Genomic DNA, 17,577 nt, shown 5'->3' with positions numbered 1-17,577 from the left:
CAGCCGGCCGGAACGCGTACCCGGCGCGGCATGCGCACCCGTGACGCCCTGGTGGCCGCGGCCCGGCGGATCTTCGAGCGGGACGGCTATCTGGACGCCCGCATCGTCGACATCGCAGCCGAAGCCGGAGTGGCCACCGGCAGCTTCTACACGCACTTCGCGTCCAAGGAGGACGTGTTCGGCGCCGTCCTCGCGCGACTGCAGGACGAGATGCTGCACGCGGGAGTCAGCGACGGCGGTGACGAGGGCGGCGACGGCAGTGACGACGGCGACAGCGACGGACAGCGCAAGGACCCGTGGCGAGGAGTCGAGGACGCCAACCGCGCCTACCTGGAGTCCTATCGCCGCAACGCCGGCCTGATGGCCGCCATGGAACAGGCCGCCGCCGTCGACCCGCAGTTCGTGCGAGTACGGCTGGAACGGTCGCGTGTGTTCATCGACCGCAGCGCCGCCGCCGTCGCCCGCCTCCAGCAGTCGGGCCTCGCGGACCCGGACCTCGACCCGGAGATCACCGCCCGAGCCCTGAACGCGATGGTCAGCCGGCTTGCGTACGTGACCTTCACCCTGGGCGAATCGGTGCCCTTCGACACGCTGGTCCAGACCGTGACCCGGCTCTGGACGAACGCGCTGCGGATGCCGCGGGACTGATTCCGGCAGCGGCGCGCCCTAACGAGAAGTGACCGACCATGAAGGGTCGCATGTTCGCGAGGAGTACGGGGCGAGGGGCGCGACCACCCCGCCCGCGCCGGCGGAGTTCTCCCTTCGCAGAGAGCCTTGTCGACGTCGAGGCACGCTCTCCACTCGGCGCGCTTGCCTGCATCGTGTGGCGGGCACGGCAATTCCGTCCCATGAGGCTGCCCCTCGGTATCCGAAGGCGTCGACGTTGCCAGCCGGGTCGGTGATCGAGCGCTCGGGTTGGGCGGGCTGCCGCAACGGCCGCCCCGCGTGAGCCGGGATGTCCGGAGCCGGTATGTGCAAAATGTCGACCGGTACGTGCCACAGATGCGGGAGGCCGCGCGCACTGAGCCGGACACCACCATGGCCGGCTTCCTGTACAAGCGGGGCTTCTCGGACTACTTCGCCCGGCACTTCGTCCATGCCCGGCAACCTCGACTGGAGCCGGACCACGAACCGCTACAGCGCAGGAGCCACCACCATCGGCCCCCAGGCCTTCGGCGAATGAGCGATCGCCTTATGTGTGAGGAGGGTGCGCAGGTCGATGACGCGGTAACCGCGTGAGGTGATCGCGTCGAGGATCCGTGGCAGGGCCTGGGCGTCGATCACCTCGCTGCGGCCTTCGGACGCGCCGAGGTGCATCTGCAGGATCGCTCCCGGGCGCAGGGCGTCCAACGCCCGGCGCACCGCGCGGTCCACGGTCATGCCGCCCTCGGCGCCCATCCATCCATTGGTGTCGGTGGTGAATTCGATGTCCGCGTATCCGAGCGCGTTGACCTCGCCGATGTGGTCCGGGTGAGTCTCGCTGTAGGGAAACCGGAAGAACGGAGTCATGGCATCGCCTGCCCCGGCCGCCCGCAGGGCCCGGTCCGCTGTCCGGACCTCCCGGGTCCTCCCCGAGGCGGTCAGGTCCTTGAAGTAGGGGTGGCTGTAGGAGTGGTTGCCCAGCCCGTGCCCCTCCCCCGCAAGCCTCTTGACCACGTTGGGGTACCGGTCGGCGAAGTCGCCGGTCAGGAAGAACGTGGCAGGCGTGTGCCGGCGGGCGAGCTCATCGAGGATGCGGTCCAGACCCGCGTCGTTCCAGGCCGCGTTGAACGTCACCGCGACCAAGCGCTCGCGCGTACGGATCACACGGTTCTCCGACCCGAACAGCGCCCGCAGGCCCTCCTCGTCCGCAGCCCCGGCCGGGCGCGGGGAGAAGGCCTCGGCCGTCAGGGATGAGGGCCCGGGCGACACCGCCCACAGGACAGCGAACAGCCCGGCGGCCGCCACGAGCAGGCGGCGGTACACAGGACGGCGTGCAGCGATGGGGGAACGTGTTTCCATCCCACCGCCATCGGCCGCCCTGTGCCCGCCCTTGAGTTCGTACCGCAGCCAGAAAGTCCACCCGTGCGGCGGTGATGGGCACATCCCTCGCCACCGCCGCGCCCGCAGAGGCGGCCCCCTACTGGCAGGTGGTGGACACCGACTCGAACTGGACATGCTCGCCGTACAAGCCGCACCGGCTGTCCTTCAACATCGAGTTCAAGACCTGCATCGTGCGCAACGCGAACGACGATGCCCAGGGTGTGCTGGTCGTGAGGAACATCGGGACGAAGGCGGCTGAGATCCGTGGCGAAGCCGACGGAATACAGTACCGAGACGGCTGGTCTCGTTCGTACGGCTTCGAGTGCCTGAAGTCGACGCTCAATCCCGGCTTCACCCGCGGTTGCTTCGGGATCACCGTTGAGGGCACGAACAAGATCAAGCTCACCACGTTCCTCTTCATGAACGGCACGGACGAAAGCCACGTGACCACGGACTCCTGGTACGGCTAGGGTCCGGGCGATCAGGTTCGCAGCCAGATGCCCAGCGCTGCTGCTGCGGCGGTGCCGAGGAGGACGTACCAGCGCTGGTCGTGGCGGGGCACACGGTCGGCCTCGCCGCGAGGCCGAGAGTTCGGGGCCGGCGGCTCCGGATCTCCTGGCCTGCTTCCGCCCTTCAGCTTGAGTCAGTGCCCCTGGCTCTGACGGTGATCCGCGCGTAGTCGTACCCACCGGGCTCAGGCGACGGGTTGTAGGTGACGGTGAACGTGCGCCGTACGTCGCCGAAGCGGTCGGAGTACGTCACCTCGGACGGGCTGGTGCGCTTCGGCTCGGCGGTGACGTCGTACGTACGAAGGAAGTCCTTGACGCTGGAGTCCTGGCTGTTGCCCACCTCGTAGCGGAGCACCGCGGTGCCGTCCTTCTCCACCTTGGCGTACGTCGGTATGTAGTAGCGCCCCGCGGGTTGATGCTGATCGTGGTGCATCCCCGCCTTGCGCTCCACTGCCTCCTCCGGACCGTCACCGGCCGGCGTGAGCAGGGCGACGGCCGCCCAGGCGATCACGCCGAGCGTCCACACGACGCACAAGGCCAGGAACCACACCAGCCACCTGCGCCGGCGCGGCCTCGTGGGGTCCGTACGCGTACTCAGCCGTTCCATGTGCGCACTTCGCTCTGCCCGCCCATGTCGTACTCCTTGGCCTGACCCGACTGGTGGAGCCTGGCCATTTGGGCGTCCGACACGTTGCCCATCGCGGGTACCGGAGTCGCCTTGTTCGCGTCCCAGTTGTAGCGGTCGTACACGTGGGTCTGGTAGCGGATCGTGGTCTTGGGCTCGCCGTCCGGGCCCGGGACGACCTCGACCTGGGCGACCGTGTTGTAGTGGAAGGAGCCGACCGCGTGATACCAGTCGGGGTCCTTCTCCGCGGTCCAGCCCTGCCAGCCGGTCTGCTGGACCAACTTCACGGGCTTCCCGGTGCGCTCGTATTCGGCGAGGGCCTGCGCCTCCCAGTTGGGGGCGTTCTCCGCCATCTGGGCTTCTACGTTGCGATTCATGTCCGGGAGATCGGTCATCAACGCGTCCACGTCGATGTCCAGCGGTTCCCCGGTGTTGGAGAGGTAGTGCAGCATGTGCTTGGCCGACTGAGGGCCGCCGAGCACCGCGGGGGAACCCATGGCGAAGAAGCCCATCTTGTTCTTGATGGCACGGTCCTCGTCGGTGGCCTCGCGGGTGTTGTAATCGCCGGAACCCTTGTCGGGCGCGGGCGGCGGGAGCAGCACTCCGCCCCCACCGGAGAAGACGCGGTTCAGATCCTTGGCGCCCTGGGTGTCGGCCTTGACGGCGGCCTCGGTCCGGTCGTCCAGGACGGTGTACTCCGCCGCCTTCTTGATGCGTTCGAGTTCGTAGCCGGTGTGCTCGTTGACGTCGGCGGCATAGCTGAGGGCGGCGGTCACGCGCGTGAGGAGGCTGTCCGCGTTCTCCTGATCCTGCCGGGCCGCCCCCGCGCTGTCCGGGTCGTTGGGCGGGTAGTCCCGCGCGGGGATGGTGACGCCCCCGCTGTCGTGCAGGGTCAGGTCCTTCGCCCGGGCCATCTCCTGGGCCTCGGCGAGCCAGGTGCGGGCGAGCTCGAACCCGCTCCTCGCCGCTTCGAGAGTGGTTGCGGCAGCCTTCGACTCGCGGTGCGCGATGGTCAGTTCTTCGTGCAGTGCGGACAGTTGGACGCGCGCCATCATGGCGGCCGGGCCCGCCCAGACGAAGGGCAGCTTGAGCAGGACGTTCTGGACGTGGTCCCGGGCCTCGGTGGCCGCCGCGGCCAGGTCGGCCCACTCGCCGGCCGCCCGCGACCAGGCCTGCGGACGTACGTCTTCCAGTTCCCCGACCGTGATGTCCTGCCGCTCGACCGCATCGGCATGCTCGTGGTCCTGGCCCTCCGGCCGGTCAGTGAGCGTTGCCATTACGCATCCCCCTCGAGCGAAGCGAGGATCGCCTGGAAATCCCGCCCCGTACGCTGTTCCTGAGTCGTGTAATTCGTGTGCGTCTGGCGCATCTTGTCGGCCAGTGAGCGGCATTGCTTGGCGAGGCGGGTGATTTCGTCGTCCCAGTCGCCCGTTGTCGATTTGAGCATGCGTCCGCTGGTGAGCATGTCGTGGATACGCGCTGTGGTGTCGGATTCCGCCAGGCCCTTGTCCGCCTTCTCGAGGATCTGTGCGGCCAGGTCCAACTCGTCTGCCATCTTGCCGAGTTCGGCGTTGCTCACGCCGTAACCGTTGTCGTCGGCGCCGCCCGCCTGGGTAGCGGGGGTGGTGCTCGGGCCGGTGGCGCCTGCCGGGCCGGCGCCGGCCGACATGGTCTGGATGCCGTTGTGGTGGAAGCCGGGGTCAGGGTTCGTCCCGGGCGCGGGATTCCGGTCGCGGACGTCGGTGGGGCCGTCCGGGGCGGGCATCTGGTGCGTCTCGTCCGCCGGTTGGGAGGTGCGGGCGTCAGGGCCGGTGCGGGAGTTAGGGCCTGCGTCGGGCGCGGGCACGTCCAGGCGGTAGCTGGTCCGGGGATCCAGGCCGGTGTTCGGCGCGGATATGGGTGCCACGGAATCGGGCTCTGTACTCACAACTTCCCCCCGTGTCGACGCGGGCCCACTGTGGGGCGGCACGCTTCGACGACTATGTGATCACTCGTGGTGGGACCCTAGCCGCTCGGGGTCACGCCGGGCAAAGGGGCCCCGCGATCCTGATTCCTACTGGTCAGCGGTGCCGGCGAGCCGTCTCGACGGGGTTCTCGTGAAGCGGAGGTGGCCCGGCTGACGATCCCGCCACTGCGGGCGCGGCGTCGGCGGCTTCGCCGTGCAACTCGCGGGGCCGCGGCCTCGGTCAGCCCGCACGCCTCCACATCCACCCCCGCACCACCCGATCGCTAGCAGCATCCTGGACCACGTCGGGTTGGAATCGTGCCGATCGCGGGCGCGCGGCGGGATCGGGCTTCCGACGTCCGCTGCTGTGTGGAGGCCGGGCCCGCGGCGCCCGCCGTCCTCTGACCGAGACTGAGCATCGCCGCTGTGACCTCGCCAACCGCCGCATCGGGGATCGCAGTGGCGGCCTCCTCGAGGACGAGCAGCCGTGCGCCGGGGATCTCGCGCGCGATCGCCTCGCCGTTGCCGACGGGGAAGAACCGGTTGCGGCGGCCGTGGACGACGAGCGTGGGGATCTTGATCTCGGGCAGGCGCTCGCGCCAGCGGGGTTTGCAGTCGAGCCTCGCGAACACCATGCCCATCTGGTTGGCCATCTGGACCGGTGGTGCGGTGCCGGGCGTGCGGTCCCAGATGCGCGCAGCGATTGCTCGCGCGGCGACGGGGTCGTCGCCGAGGATCTCCGCGCCGGCGGCGGCGAACTCCGCAACCGCCCCGCGGTCGGTCCAATCGGGCATCGGACGCGCGAACAGCCGGCTCATCGTCGCCTGGTCGTGGTCGGGGAGGTCATCGTCGGGCGGGCCAGGGGCAACCGCGCGGGTGCCGACCAGGGTGAGCTCCGAGAACGCGCCCGGATGGTCGAGCACGGCCACCTGGGCGACCATCCCGCCGACGCCGATCCCCGCGAGGTGCGCAGGCCTGCCGCCGAGCGCGTCAGCAAGGGCCGCCGCGTCGGCGGCGAGGTCGCGCAGGGTGTAGGCGGGCGCCTCCGGATCCCTCGTCGTCGACTCCCCGCTGTCTCGCAGGTCGTAGCGCACCACACGGCGCCCGCCGGCGGCGAGGCGCTCGCACAGCGCGTCGGGCCAGGAGAGCATCGTCGTCCCGCCCGCGAGCAGGACGAGTGGCGCGTCGTCGTCACCGAACGACTCGATGCCCAGAGCGATCTCATCGGCGTTGACAGTGGTCATCGGGATCACCGGCAGACGTCGTAGGTCAGGTGCGTCACGGTCGATGTCGAGATCACGCTCCGCTGCACCAGCGTGCGCGGCGCTCCGCCGGTGAACAGTGGTGTCCCGGCGCCCAGCACGACGGGCGCGAGGTGCAGCGTCAGCGCGTCGACCAACCCGGCCTCCAACGCCGAGCCGACCGTGGCGCCACCGCCCATGACGATGACGTCGAGGTCCTTGCCGCTGTCCGACGACGCCGCCTCGGCTCGCTCGCGCGCGGCGGTGACTGCGTCGGGCAGACCGGTGGTGACGAACGTCCAGTCGAGGTCGGTTGTCCGCACCGACTCCGGCGGCGAGCTCGTCACGACGACGAACGCGGGCTTGCCGACCTCGCCGGCGCCGTAGCCGGACGTGTCGTCCCAGCCTTTCGGCCCGTCCACCACGTCGAAGAGGTGGCGGCCGAGGACGACGGCGCCCGAGCGGGCGGTTGCCTCGCGCAGGACCCGGCGGTCGTCGGGGTCGTCGGAGAACGCCCACGTGTGCAGGGCCTCGCCGCCGGTGCCCAGACCGTTGTCCGGGCTGGGGTCGGGCCCGGTGACGAAGCCGTCGAGAGAGACCGAGATGTCAGCGATGATTCGAGTCATACCAGGGCAGACCCGATCCGCCGCCCGAACTCATCGCTCACGCATGAAGCGCCGCCTGATCACTTCCGTCCCGCGTACAACACCCGAGTCGCCGTCGTGAACCGGGCGAGCACGTCCGGCAGGGGGTCTACGCCGATGCCGGGGGCGGTCGGTACGGGCAGGTGGCCGTCCTGGAGGACGAACGGTTCGGTGATGTCCTCGGCGAAGTAGCGGCTGGAGGCGGAGGTGTCGCCGGGGAGGGTGAAGCCGGGGAGGGCGGCGAGCGCCAGGTTGGGGGCGCGGCCGATGCCCGTCTCCAGCATTCCGCCGCACCACACGGGTACGCCGTGGGCGGCGGCCACGTCGTGGATGCGACGGGCTTCCGGGTAGCCGCCGACGCGAGCCGGTTTGACGTTGACGACCCGGCAGGCGTCCATCGCGATCGCGGACGCCGCGTCGCGCGCGGAGTGGATCGACTCGTCGAGGCAGACCGGTGTGGCCAGGCGCTTCTGGAGCTGGGCATGGGCGTGGAGGTTGTTCTCCTCCAGCGGTTCCTCGATCAGCAGCAGCCCGAAGTCGTCGAGCCTGCGCAGCTGTTCGGCGTCGGCGAGCGTGTAGGCGGTGTTGGCGTCGACCTGGAGCGGGAGTGCGTCGCCGAAGCGTTCGCGTACGGCGCGCACCGGCTCGACGTCCCAGCCCGGCTCGATCTTCAGCTTGATGCGGAGGTAGCCCTCGGCGAGGTACCGCTCGACGTCGTCGAGCAGTTCGGGCACGGAGTTCTTGATGCCGACGGAGACCCCGGCGGGCACCCGTTCGTGGACCGAGCCGAGGAAGGTCGCGAACGACATCCCGTACGCGCGCAGTTCCGCGTCCAGAAGGGCGGTTTCCAGGGCGGCCTTGGCGAGTTCGTGGCCCTTGACGGCGGCCATGGCGGGGGCGACGACCGCGGTCGTCGGCTCGGGCAGGGCCGCGACGCGCGGCAGCAGGAAGTCCCGGATGACGATCTCGGCGCCGGCGACGAACTCCGAGCAGTACAGCGGCTGCGGGTCGGCGGCGAACTCGGACCAGCCCTCGGCCTCGTCGGTCACCACGTGCAGCAGGAAGGTGTCCTTGCCGGTCATCGTCCCGAAGGAGGTACGGAACGGGGAGACGAGCGGGATGGCGACGTGGAGCAGTTCAACGCGTTCGAGCTTCATTCCTGCTCCTTGGCAGCGGATTGGGAAGCGGGTTCGGAGAGGTCGGAGGACGGGCGGCGGGTCAGCAGGTACCAGCCGTCGCGGGACATGGCCGTCGCGCGCAGGCCTTCGGCGTACGCCTCGGTGAAGACCTCGCGCACGGCGTGCCGCCAGTCGAGCGCGAGCGCCGGGTCGGCGGCGCGCAGCGCGACGATGTCGTCGGGCACACGGCACCACAGCCTGTCCGCGTCGCGCAGGGCGAGCGGGCCGCCGTCCGGTGCCCGGCGCACGACGTCGGCGGCCGAGCGGGCCTCGGCGGGGTCGTCCTTCCGCGTCATCCCGGTCGCCAGGTCCCACTCGACGGTGAGCCGGTCGCTCTCGTCGCCGTCGTTCACGCCGTCGCTCATCGGGCCGTAGAAGTCGACCAGGTACTCGCTGCCGACGGCGCCCAGCTTGACCAGGTTGAAGCGGGCGTTGCGGCTGACCAGCGGGTCGAAGGTCCAGCGCATGGTGGTGGCGCCCCGCTCCAGCGCCCACAGCCGCTGGGCCTGCTTGACCGCGAAGCCGACGCCCCGGCCGGACGCGGTCGCGGCGGCCACGAACGAGTACACGTCCCGCTCGGCGGGCGGCCCGAACACCGCCACCGCCGCGCCGGCGAGCCGCTCGCCCGACGGCCCCGCGGCGTACGCCGCGTGCACCGCGCCACCGGCGTGCACCAGGCTGTGCAGCACCTCCGAGGGGTAGGGCGGGGTGGCGCGCGGTGTCTGCCACACATCGGCGAAGAAGTCGGCCACGGCACGGATCCCGTCCACGTCGTGCACGGTACGGACCGTGACCCCGGCGGTACGGGCCGCGTCCCCGGCGCTACGGGCCGCGTCTCGGGCCAGGGCGCCCACATTCGGCGTACCGTCCACCGCACCGGACCCGGCGGCGGAGCTCGTCACAGGTGTCATGCCCCGAGTCTCCAAGGCCACGACCTGTCGGCCATTGTCGTCGGGCACAATGAGAGTCCCCATCCCTGTTGCGATCGGCCAAGGCCCTCAGCGGTCACCGTCCGATAAAAAACGCCAATCGTCCCCATGTGACCATGCCCATCCCTCAACGTGACCAGGACCATCCCCCACCGGAGAGACTCGCCCCGCCCATGGACGCCTGCACCCTCGAGGAGCTTCTCGACACCCTCGGCGAGCCCATGTTCCGCGTGCTCACCGCCCCGGCCGGCCTCACCGCGCCCGTCTCGGAGGTCCTTCTGTACGACGCCGGGGCACCGTTTCCGCGCAGCGCGCCCGGCGCCCTGCTGCTGGCGGTCGGGGCGCGAGCAGGCGAGGCCGTGGCGCTGGTCGGCGATGCCGCGGCGGCCGGGATGGCCGGGGTCGTCGTACGGGACAGGGACGGGCGGCCCGACGCGGTGGCGGCGGCGAAGGCCCACGGCCTCGCGCTGCTCGCCGTCGACGAGGAGGCCGCCTGGCATCACGTCCATCTGCTGCTGGCGTCCGCGATCGGTTCCCGGCCCGGCCCGGCGGGCGGCGGGGCCGCCTTCGGGGATCTGTTCGCGCTCGCCAACGCGGTGGCCGCGGCCGTCGGCGGTGCGGTCGTCGTCGAGGACGCCCGCCAGCGGATCCTGGCCTACTCCACCGTCCCCGGGCAGGCCGTCGACGAGGCCCGGCGGCAGGGCATCCTGGGCCGCCAGGTGCCGAGCAGCCCCGAGAACACCGAGCAGTACCGCGTCCTGTTCGCCGCCCCCGGCCCCGTACGGCTCGCCGCGCTCGACGGCGACGAGCTGCCACGCCTTGCTGTCGCGATCCGCGCGGGCGGCGAGACGCTGGGGTCGCTGTGGGCCGTCGACGACGGGCACCTCGGCCCCGATGCCGAGGAGGCGCTCACCCAGGGCGCGTCCACGGCCGCCCTGCTCCTGCTGCGGGCCCGGGCCGGCGAGGAACTGTCCCGGCATCTGACGAGCGACCTGCTGCGCCGTCTCCTGGACGGCACCGCCGATCCCGCCGGCGCCGCGCACCGCCTCGGCCTCGCCGCGGACGCCCCGGTCCGTGTCGCGGCCTTCGCCCTCGACGGTTCGGTGTCCGCGCCGGACGGGGAACAGACCGCGCTGCGGCTGCTGGACCTCGTACGGCTCCAGTGCGAGGCGCGCTACGGGCGGCACGCGTGCGTGCTGGTGGACGGGAGGGTGTACGCGCTGCTGCCGGTGGCCGGCGAGCGCGGTGGGGAGCGGCACAAGCGGCTCGTCGAGGACATCGTGCGGCGGGCGGGTCAGGCACTGCGGGTGCCGGTGCGGGCGGGGCTCGGTGACGTGGTCACGGACCTGGCGGCCGTACGCGGCTCACGGGACGACGCCGACCTCGTCCTGCGGGTGCTCGGGCCGGACGAGGACGTCGCCGCCGTGGCCGACGTACGCCCCCGTGTCACCCTGCTCCGGTTGCGTGAACTCATGGGCGAGCAGCGGGAGTTGATGGCAGGTGCCTGGCGGGAGGTGCTGGCGTACGACGCCGAGCAGGGCACCGACTACGCCAGAACTCTGGTGTGCTGGCTGGACGCCGGATGCGACATGGCGCGGGCGGCGAAGCTGCTCGCCGTGCACCCCAACACCTGTCGGTACCGCCTCCGGCAGGCGCAGCAGCACCTCGGCATCGATCTGGACGACCCGGACGAGCGGCTGGTGCTGTGGCTGCAGCTGCGGACGCTCGGGGGCTTGCGGGGCGCCGACCGGTGAACTCCGCCTGCGGAAGTCCGTGGGCGAGGCTCACCGGTCGGCGTCATGGAATGCGACGGCCGGTGGCACGTGCGGTCCACCCGCCGGCGCCATGCGCATCCGTGGGGTTCAGCCGCTCAGCCAGGCCGAGAGCCGGGCCTCGCACTCCCGCAACTGCGCTACCGGCACGTACTCCCCGGCGGTGTGCGCGAGGGTCGGGTCGCCGGGGCCGTAGTTGAGCGCGGGTGTGCCGAGCGCGGCGAAGCGGGCGACGTCGGTCCAGCCCAGCTTGGGGCGAGGGGTCGCACCCAGGGCCTCGACGAGCGAGGCGACCGGGCCGCCCTGTCCGAGCCCCGGCAGGGCTCCCGCCACGACCTCGGTGACCTCGACCTCGTACTCGGGGAAGAGCCCGCGCAGATACGCCTCGGCCTGCTCGGCCGAACGGCTGGGCGCGAAGCGGAGGTTGACCGTGATCACACAGGTGTCGGGGACGACGTTCTCGGCGATGCCCGCGCGGACGGCGACCGCGTTGAGCCCTTCGCGGTACTCCAGGCCGTCGATGACGATCCGCTCGGCGGTGTGGTCGTCGAGGCGCCGGAGCACGGCGGCCGCCCGGTGCGCGGCGTTGACTCCCCTCCAGGAGCGGGCGGTGTGCGCGCGCTCGCCGCGCACCGTGATGTCCGCGTTCAGCACGCCCTGGCAGCCCGCCTCGACGCCGGCGTCGGACGGTTCCATGAGGATGGCAAGGTCCGCCTTGAGCAGGTCGGGGCGTTCGGTGGCGATGCGGTGCAGGCCGTTGCGGTCGCCGGAGACCTCCTCGCACTCGTAGAAGACGTACGTGACGTCGCGTACCGGTGCGGTGAGGGTGGCCGCGAGGCGCAGGGCGACTGCTACGCCGCCCTTCATGTCGCACGCCCCGAGGCCGTGGAGCAGCTCTCCGTCCAGCCGGGACGGCAGGTTCCCGGCGGCCGGGACCGTGTCCAGGTGGCCGCCGATGACCACCCGCTCGGCTCGGCCCGCGTCAGTGCGGGCCACGACGGAGTTGCCGATGCGTTCGACCGTCAGGTGCGCGCAGCCGCGCAGGGCGGACTCCACGGCATCCGCGAGAGCGGCCTCGTCTCCGCTCTCGGACGGCGTGTCCACCAGGGCCCGGGCCAGATCCACCAGGTCGCCGGTCGGGTTCAGCGACGTCATACGACGGTCCCCTCGTGCGAGTCCTGCGAGCCCTGCGAGGCGGGCCGGTTCAGCCGGGAGTGCTTGATGCCGTAGAGCGCGTAGATCGCGAACCCGACCGCCATCCACAGGCCGAACGCGATCCAGGTGTCGGTGCCGAGCCCCCACATCACATAGCCGCAGCACAGCACGCCCAGCACGCACGTCACCGGCGCGAGCGGTACCCGGAAGCTGCGCGGTGCCTCGGGGCTGCGTCGGCGCAGGATCAGCACGGCGCAGTTGACCAGCGCGAACGCGAACAGGGTGCCGATGCTGGTGGCGTCGGCGAGCGCGCCCAACGGCACGAGCGCGGCGAGCACCATGACGAACGCGGACACGATGACCGTGTTGGCGCGGGGCACCCCGCTCCTCGGGTGGACCGCGGCGAACAGGGGCGGCACGAGCCCGTCGCGCGCCATCGAGAACAGGATGCGGGTCTGCCCGTATTGCACGGCGAGCACGACACTCGTGGTGGCGACGACCGCGCCGACGGACAGCAGGATCGGCCACAGGTTGCCGCCGCCGACCGAGCGCACCAGTACCTCGCTGAGCGTGGCCTCGGTACCGGCGAACTTCTGCCACGGCATGGCGCCGACCGCCGCGATCGCCACCAGGCAGTACAGCGCGGTGATCAGCCCGAGGGAGAGCAGGATGGCGCGCGGCAGGTCACGCTGCGGGTTCTTCGCCTCCTCACCGGCCGTCGACGCGGCGTCGAAGCCGATGTACGAGAAGAACAGCGAGGCGGCGCCCGCGCTCACCCCCGCCATACCGAGCGGGAACAGCGGCTGGAAGTTCCCGGCGCGGAACGCCGTGAAGGCGACGGCGCAGAACAGCACCAGGGCGGCCACCTTCACCGCCACCATGATCGTGTTGACGACGGCGCTCTCGCGGGCCCCGCGCAGCAGCACCACCATGGCCAGGACGACGATCGCGGCGGCCGGAACGTTCAGCACACCGCCGGCGCCGGGCGGGGCGGCCAGCGACTCGGGCAGCGTCCAGCCGACGGTGAGCTCCAGCAGCTCGTTCACGTATTGGCCCCAGCCGACCGCGACGGCGGCGACCGAGACGCCGTACTCCAGCACCAGACACCAGCCGCAGACCCACGCGACGAGCTCGCCGAGCGTGGCGTAGGCATAGCTGTACGAGGATCCGGCGCCAGGGATCATGCCCGCCAGCTCGGCGTAGGACAAGGCGGAGAACAGCGCGGTGATCCCGGCGAGCACGAAGGAGACCACGACGGCGGGGCCCGCCTCGGGCACCGCCTGGCCGAGGACGACGAAGATGCCGGTGCCGAGGGTGGCGCCCACGCTGAGCAGCGTGAGCTGGGTGAGCCCCATCGTCCGCCGCAGCTCACCGCCATGGGCCTCGGCCACCAGATCGGCGACGTCCCGCCGCCTCGTCAGCCTGCTCGCAGTCCTGACGTCACCCGCGGCTCTCGGCGGTCTCGTCTGCACAGTGTCCACGCGCCACTCCTCTCACAGCTCCCGTTCCGGCCCTTGATGATGCGGAAGGGCGAGGTGGGGAGGGGTGGGCGTGGTGGCCAAGACAGTGCCGGGTGCTTTGGCTTTCTGGCCAATGCCGGAGGTGGGGGTGTTCGGCATTCCGTCACTCCCGCCGCTTCGGTGAGCGGCGCTTCGGTGAGCGGCGGGAGTGGTGATCGGGTCAGGTGTGGAACTGGTTCGCCGGGACCGGGAGCCCGTAATGCTCGCGCAGGGTCGTGCCCTCGTACTCGTATCGGATGCGCCGCCGAGCCGGGAGATGCCCTGCCGGACCGTCAGCTTCTCGCGCGCGGCCGGGGCCGTGGTCAGCAGCAGGGGCCGGCATGGCGGTTCTCCTCGGCGAGGTCGGTGAAGGGGATGGGGCAGCCGGGCATCGACGCGCACGCGGTCAGGTCGTCACATCCGGCGTCGACGGCGGTGAGCAGGGCGGCGCGGATCGTGGTCAGGTCGGCGATCTCCGCGTCGACCTCGGCGAGCTTGGCCGCGGCGCGCTCCTGGAGCCCCGGCACGGGGCGGCCGTGGCGGTGGCGGCCGGCCTCGAGCAGCTCGGCGACCTCTTCCAGCGTGAAGCCCAGCCGTTGGGCGGCCTTGATCTCCCGCAGTACGGTGACCGCGTCCTCGCCGTACAGGCGGTGGCCGCCGGGGCTGCGGTCGGGTTCGGCGAGCAGGCCGCGTCGCTCGTGGTAGCGCAGGCTCTGGATGTTCACTCCGGCCGCGTCCCGCGACCTGCCCCGCTGCGCAGGCCGCTGCCGTTCACGGCGCGTCCCGGACTGCGATGGCGGTGGCTCGCTTGTGGAGGGCGTCCAGCACGGCCTCGTGCGCGCCGTCGACCTCGACGTCCAGCTCGATGTGCTGCGGGCCGGGGCGGTCGTTGAAGGTGAAGAACGAGCAGCATCCGCTCTCGCGGGCCACCAGGTCGCGCACCCGTGCCTCCAGGCCCTCGCCGCCGGTGAGCATCAGCTCCAGCCGCAGCCTCTCGGGCCGGGAGGCACCGGTGGGCCGTTCGGCGAACAGCGCATCGAATTCCGCGACCCGCAGCGGCTGCTCGGTGGTGGGCAGCGTGCAGGACCGCGGTACCCAGGTTGTCATGGTGACCACTGCCGTCGTCGTGTCACACCCGGCACGGGCGGGGACGTCTTCGACGGTGAACCTGTACCTGGGTACCGGTTGCAAGTCCGGCTCCCCGGTTCGCTCAGCAGCAGTCGCAGCCCGGTCGGCAGCCGCATGCATCGGCCTCGGCGCCGGCCTTCGGTGCAACCGCGGCTGTGGACGGTGCGCAGCAGCCCTTGCCCTGCCAGGCGTCGCGGCCTTCATTGACGGCGATGGCGGCGATGACGAGGGCTGCGATCGGGTCGGCCCAGGACCAGCCGAGGGTGGCGTTGAGGACCAGGCCGGCCAGGAGTACGGCGGACAGGTACGTGCACAGCAGGGTCTGCTTGGAGTCGGCGACGGCGGATGCGGAGCCGAGTTCGCGGCCGGCCTTGCGCTGGGCAGCGGACAGGAAGGGCATGACCGCCAGCGACAGGGCGGCGAGCACGATGCCGGGGACGGACCGTTCGGCTTCGCCGGTGCCCGTCAGGGCGCGGACGGCATCGACGGTGACGTAGGCGGCGAGGGCGAAGAACGAGATCGCGATGATCCGCAGGGTGCGCTGCTCGCGCGCTTCCCGTACGGCGTGGTCGGCTGCGGAGAACTGCCAGGCGACCGCGGCGGCGGAGGAGACCTCGATGACGGAGTCCAGGCCGAAGCCGATCAGAGCGGTGGAGGAGGCGAGGGTGCCGGCGGTGATGGCGACGACCGCCTCGATGACGTTGTAGGTGATCGTGGCCGCCACCAACAGCCGTATGCGCTTGGCGAGGACGTCACGGCGGGCCGGTGAGGGCCCGAGGGATATCGCGGCCATCAGCAGCACCCCTTGTCGTCGGCGTCGGCGCACGTGCGGTCGGTCTCCACGGCCACCACGGCGGTGCGCAGGTCGTCGAGGGCGTGGCCGAGGCGTTCGTCGGCGAGTTCGTAGCGGGTGCGGCGGCCGTCGGGCACCGTGACGACCAGTCCGCAGTCCCGCAGACATGCCAGGTGGTTGGACAGGCGGGTGCGGGAGACGCCGAGGGCGTCGGCGAGGTCTGCCGGATAGGCGGGGGCCTGGCGCAGGGCGAGCAGGATTCGGCAGCGGATCGGGTCGGCGAGGGCGCGGCCGAAGCGGGCCAGCACGTCGATGTCGGAGGCAACTGTCAGCACACGCACGACAGTACACAGAACTCTGAATTCAGGAAATCATGAACTATGGTGAGGCCGGGCTTTCGGCCTACGCTTCGCTTCACCAGCACGAGAGGACGACGTCTGTGACGGACGATGGGCAGGACCTGGCCGATGCCCAGCGGGAGCACTGGCAGGACACCTACACCGCCCACCCCGGCATGTACGGAGCTGAGCCGTCTGCCCCGGCCGTCCATGCCGCCGCGGTCTTCCGCGCCGCCGGCGCCCGGGATGTACTCGAGCTCGGCGCCGGGCACGGCCAGGACACGCTGCACTTCTCCCGCGAGGGCTTCACCGTCCAGGCCACCGACTTCTCCGTCACGGGCCTGGAACAGCTGCGCGACGCGGCCCGGCAGCTGGGGATGGCGGAACACGTGACCACCGTCGTGCACGACGTGCGGGACCCGCTGCGACTGCCGGACGCCTCCGTCGACGCGGTCTTCGCGCACATGCTGCTGTGCATGGCCCTGTCCACGAAGGAGATCCACGCACTGGTCGGCGAGGTACGCCGCGTGCTGCGGCCCGGCGGTGTCTTCGTCTACACCGTCCGCCACACCGGCGACGCCCACTACGGCGCGGGCACCGCACACGGGGACGACATCTTCGAACACGGTGGCTTCGCGGTGCACTTCTTCGACCGCGCCCTGGTCGACGCCCTCGCCGACGGCTGGACACTGGAGGAGGTGCACGCCTTCGAAGAGGGCGACCTCCCGCGCCGTCTGTGGCGCATCACCCAGAGCCTGCCCCGATAGCCTCCAGCCGGCCGACTGCCGGACACCGACGTGGGCGGTCCGGCAGCCACTCGCGTGTCAGTCCTGACAGCCGCACCCGGAGGCGCTCTTGGCCTCGGTGACGGTCAGGGCAGGATCGGCGGACGCCTCGGCCGGGGTACAGCAGGCCTTCACACCACAGCAGGCATCGGCCGACTCCGTCACCCCGGGAAGGGTGTCAGTGGCCACCGGCTTGACGGCGCGAACGATGGCGGAGTGCATTCCGTCGGCGACGGTGTGCGTCGGGGTGATCTCGACGTCGGCGAACCCCGCGGCCTGAAGGCCCTCTCGGTACTCGGCGAAGGACAGCGCGCCCGCTATGCAGCCGACATGGTCGCCGCGCTCGCCCCGTTGGGCGGGGGTAAGAGTGTCGTCGGCGACGACGTCGGAGACGCCGATCCGGCCGCCGGGCTTCAGCACCCGGAACATCTCGGCAAACACGGCGGGCTTGTCCGTGGACAGGTTGATCACACAGTTGGAGATCACGACGTCGATGGTGTTCGCGGGCAGAGGGACGGCCTCGATGGTTCCCTTGAGGAACTCGACGTTCGTGGCGCCCGCCTTCTCTGCGTTGGACAGGGCGAGTTCGAGCATCTCGTCGGTCATGTCCAACCCGTACGCCTTGCCGGTAGGGCCGACGCGGCGGCCCGACAACAGGACGTCGATACCTCCCCCGGAGCCGAGGTCGAGAACACGCTCGCCGTCACGCAGTTCGGCGACGGCTGTGGGGTTCCCGCAGCCGAGGGAGGCGGCGACTGCCTCGGCGGGCAGCGCGTCGCGCTCGTCCGCAGCGTAGAGCGTGGAGCCGAAGTTCTCGTCGACCTCGACCGGCTCGGGCCCGCAACAGGCTGTGGCGCCCTCGGTGACCTTCACGGCCGCCGCCGCGTACCGCCGACGGACGGTCTCTCGCAGGTCAGTGGACTGCTTGCTCATGACTCACTCCCAGGTGACGGGCTACTGCACTGGCCCGGAACGGCCTGTATTGACGTTCATTGATGCAACCTTGCGCCTTGA

At 71.2% G+C, this 17,577-nt stretch carries 19 protein-coding genes; 4 read left to right on the top strand and 15 right to left on the bottom strand.

Going from position 1 to position 17,577, the window contains the following annotated elements; all coding sequences use genetic code 11:
* Positions 1–30 precede the first annotated feature (30 nt).
* Positions 31–648 (top strand): TetR/AcrR family transcriptional regulator, encoded by a 618-nt coding sequence (locus ACZ7L6_RS08205; RefSeq protein ID WP_471921170.1) that lies wholly within the window; start codon positions 31–33, stop codon positions 646–648.
* A gap of 486 nt (positions 649–1,134) precedes the next feature.
* Here ACZ7L6_RS08205 and ACZ7L6_RS08200 read toward each other — a convergent pair whose 3' ends face one another.
* Complete coding sequence (locus ACZ7L6_RS08200; protein ID WP_471921169.1) at positions 1,135–2,001, bottom strand: polysaccharide deacetylase family protein; 867 nt, start codon at positions 1,999–2,001, stop codon at positions 1,135–1,137.
* 71 nt (positions 2,002–2,072) lie between these two features.
* Here ACZ7L6_RS08200 and ACZ7L6_RS08195 point away from each other — a divergent pair, with 71 nt between their 5' ends.
* Entirely contained in the window at positions 2,073–2,492 is a 420-nt protein-coding gene (locus ACZ7L6_RS08195; protein ID WP_471921168.1) for a hypothetical protein, read from the top strand.
* A gap of 163 nt (positions 2,493–2,655) precedes the next feature.
* Here ACZ7L6_RS08195 and ACZ7L6_RS08190 read toward each other — a convergent pair whose 3' ends face one another.
* From ACZ7L6_RS08190 to ACZ7L6_RS08160, 7 genes are all read right to left on the bottom strand, one after another.
* Entirely contained in the window at positions 2,656–3,138 is a 483-nt protein-coding gene (locus ACZ7L6_RS08190) for a hypothetical protein (protein WP_471921167.1), read from the bottom strand.
* A complete protein-coding gene (locus tag ACZ7L6_RS08185) occupies positions 3,126–4,433 on the bottom strand; it encodes a hypothetical protein (protein WP_471921166.1) in 1,308 nt (435 codons plus the stop codon). Before ACZ7L6_RS08185 ends, ACZ7L6_RS08190 begins: the two co-directional genes overlap by 13 nt.
* Positions 4,433–5,062, bottom strand: coding sequence for a hypothetical protein (locus tag ACZ7L6_RS08180; protein WP_471921165.1), 630 nt, complete (start codon positions 5,060–5,062; stop codon positions 4,433–4,435). Before ACZ7L6_RS08180 ends, ACZ7L6_RS08185 begins: the two co-directional genes overlap by 1 nt.
* Positions 5,063–5,385: 323 nt before the next feature.
* Positions 5,386–6,345, bottom strand: a complete 960-nt coding sequence (locus ACZ7L6_RS08175; RefSeq protein WP_471921164.1) for an alpha/beta fold hydrolase — start codon at positions 6,343–6,345, stop codon at positions 5,386–5,388.
* Positions 6,346–6,350: 5 nt separating this feature from the next.
* The gene (locus tag ACZ7L6_RS08170) at positions 6,351–6,968 is read right to left on the bottom strand and encodes a dihydrofolate reductase family protein (RefSeq protein ID WP_471921163.1); all 618 of its coding nucleotides are present in this window, start codon (positions 6,966–6,968) and stop codon (positions 6,351–6,353) included.
* A 59-nt stretch (positions 6,969–7,027) separates the two neighbouring features.
* On the bottom strand, positions 7,028–8,143 hold the full coding sequence (gene menC / locus ACZ7L6_RS08165) for an o-succinylbenzoate synthase (RefSeq protein ID WP_471921162.1): 1,116 nt from the start codon (positions 8,141–8,143) through the stop codon (positions 7,028–7,030).
* Positions 8,140–9,075: a chorismate synthase gene (locus tag ACZ7L6_RS08160; RefSeq protein WP_471921161.1), complete on the bottom strand. Its 936-nt coding sequence runs from the start codon at positions 9,073–9,075 to the stop codon at positions 8,140–8,142. The genes menC and ACZ7L6_RS08160 overlap by 4 nt, the downstream gene beginning before the upstream one ends.
* Positions 9,076–9,209: 134 nt before the next feature.
* On the opposite strand from ACZ7L6_RS08160, the gene ACZ7L6_RS08155 reads away from it, so the two are divergent.
* Entirely contained in the window at positions 9,210–10,847 is a 1,638-nt protein-coding gene (locus tag ACZ7L6_RS08155) for a PucR family transcriptional regulator (RefSeq protein ID WP_471921160.1), read from the top strand.
* A 108-nt stretch (positions 10,848–10,955) separates the two neighbouring features.
* Here ACZ7L6_RS08155 and dapE read toward each other — a convergent pair whose 3' ends face one another.
* The 6 genes from dapE to ACZ7L6_RS08125 all read right to left on the bottom strand — a co-directional run bounded on the left by dapE (position 10,956) and on the right by ACZ7L6_RS08125 (position 15,775).
* A complete protein-coding gene (dapE, locus tag ACZ7L6_RS08150; protein WP_471921159.1) occupies positions 10,956–12,020 on the bottom strand; it encodes a succinyl-diaminopimelate desuccinylase in 1,065 nt (354 codons plus the stop codon).
* A complete protein-coding gene (locus ACZ7L6_RS08145) occupies positions 12,017–13,501 on the bottom strand; it encodes an amino acid permease (protein WP_471921158.1) in 1,485 nt (494 codons plus the stop codon). Before ACZ7L6_RS08145 ends, dapE begins: the two co-directional genes overlap by 4 nt.
* 341 nt (positions 13,502–13,842) lie before the next feature.
* Positions 13,843–14,244, bottom strand: coding sequence for a MerR family DNA-binding protein (locus ACZ7L6_RS08140; protein ID WP_471921157.1), 402 nt, complete (start codon positions 14,242–14,244; stop codon positions 13,843–13,845).
* Between the two features lie 46 nt (positions 14,245–14,290).
* On the bottom strand, positions 14,291–14,626 hold the full coding sequence (locus ACZ7L6_RS08135) for a hypothetical protein (protein WP_471921156.1): 336 nt from the start codon (positions 14,624–14,626) through the stop codon (positions 14,291–14,293).
* 103 nt (positions 14,627–14,729) lie between these two features.
* Complete coding sequence (locus tag ACZ7L6_RS08130; protein WP_471921155.1) at positions 14,730–15,440, bottom strand: cation efflux transmembrane domain-containing protein; 711 nt, start codon at positions 15,438–15,440, stop codon at positions 14,730–14,732.
* On the bottom strand, positions 15,440–15,775 hold the full coding sequence (locus ACZ7L6_RS08125) for an ArsR/SmtB family transcription factor (protein ID WP_471921154.1): 336 nt from the start codon (positions 15,773–15,775) through the stop codon (positions 15,440–15,442). The genes ACZ7L6_RS08130 and ACZ7L6_RS08125 overlap by 1 nt, the downstream gene beginning before the upstream one ends.
* A 104-nt stretch (positions 15,776–15,879) precedes the next feature.
* Here ACZ7L6_RS08125 and ACZ7L6_RS08120 point away from each other — a divergent pair, with 104 nt between their 5' ends.
* Positions 15,880–16,545, top strand: a complete 666-nt coding sequence (locus ACZ7L6_RS08120) for a class I SAM-dependent methyltransferase (RefSeq protein WP_471921153.1) — start codon at positions 15,880–15,882, stop codon at positions 16,543–16,545.
* Positions 16,546–16,602: 57 nt separating this feature from the next.
* On the opposite strand, the gene arsM is transcribed toward ACZ7L6_RS08120, so the two are convergent.
* Positions 16,603–17,496 carry an arsenite methyltransferase gene (arsM, locus tag ACZ7L6_RS08115; RefSeq protein ID WP_471921152.1) on the bottom strand — a complete coding sequence of 298 codons (894 nt, stop codon included), beginning with the start codon at positions 17,494–17,496 and terminating at the stop codon, positions 16,603–16,605.
* Positions 17,497–17,577 lie beyond the last annotated feature (81 nt).

It is taken from the genome of Streptomyces sp. NPDC107522, from assembly GCF_055657525.1.
Note: the sequence above shows the minus strand (reverse complement) of the source record. Positions and strands in the feature narration are given on the sequence as shown.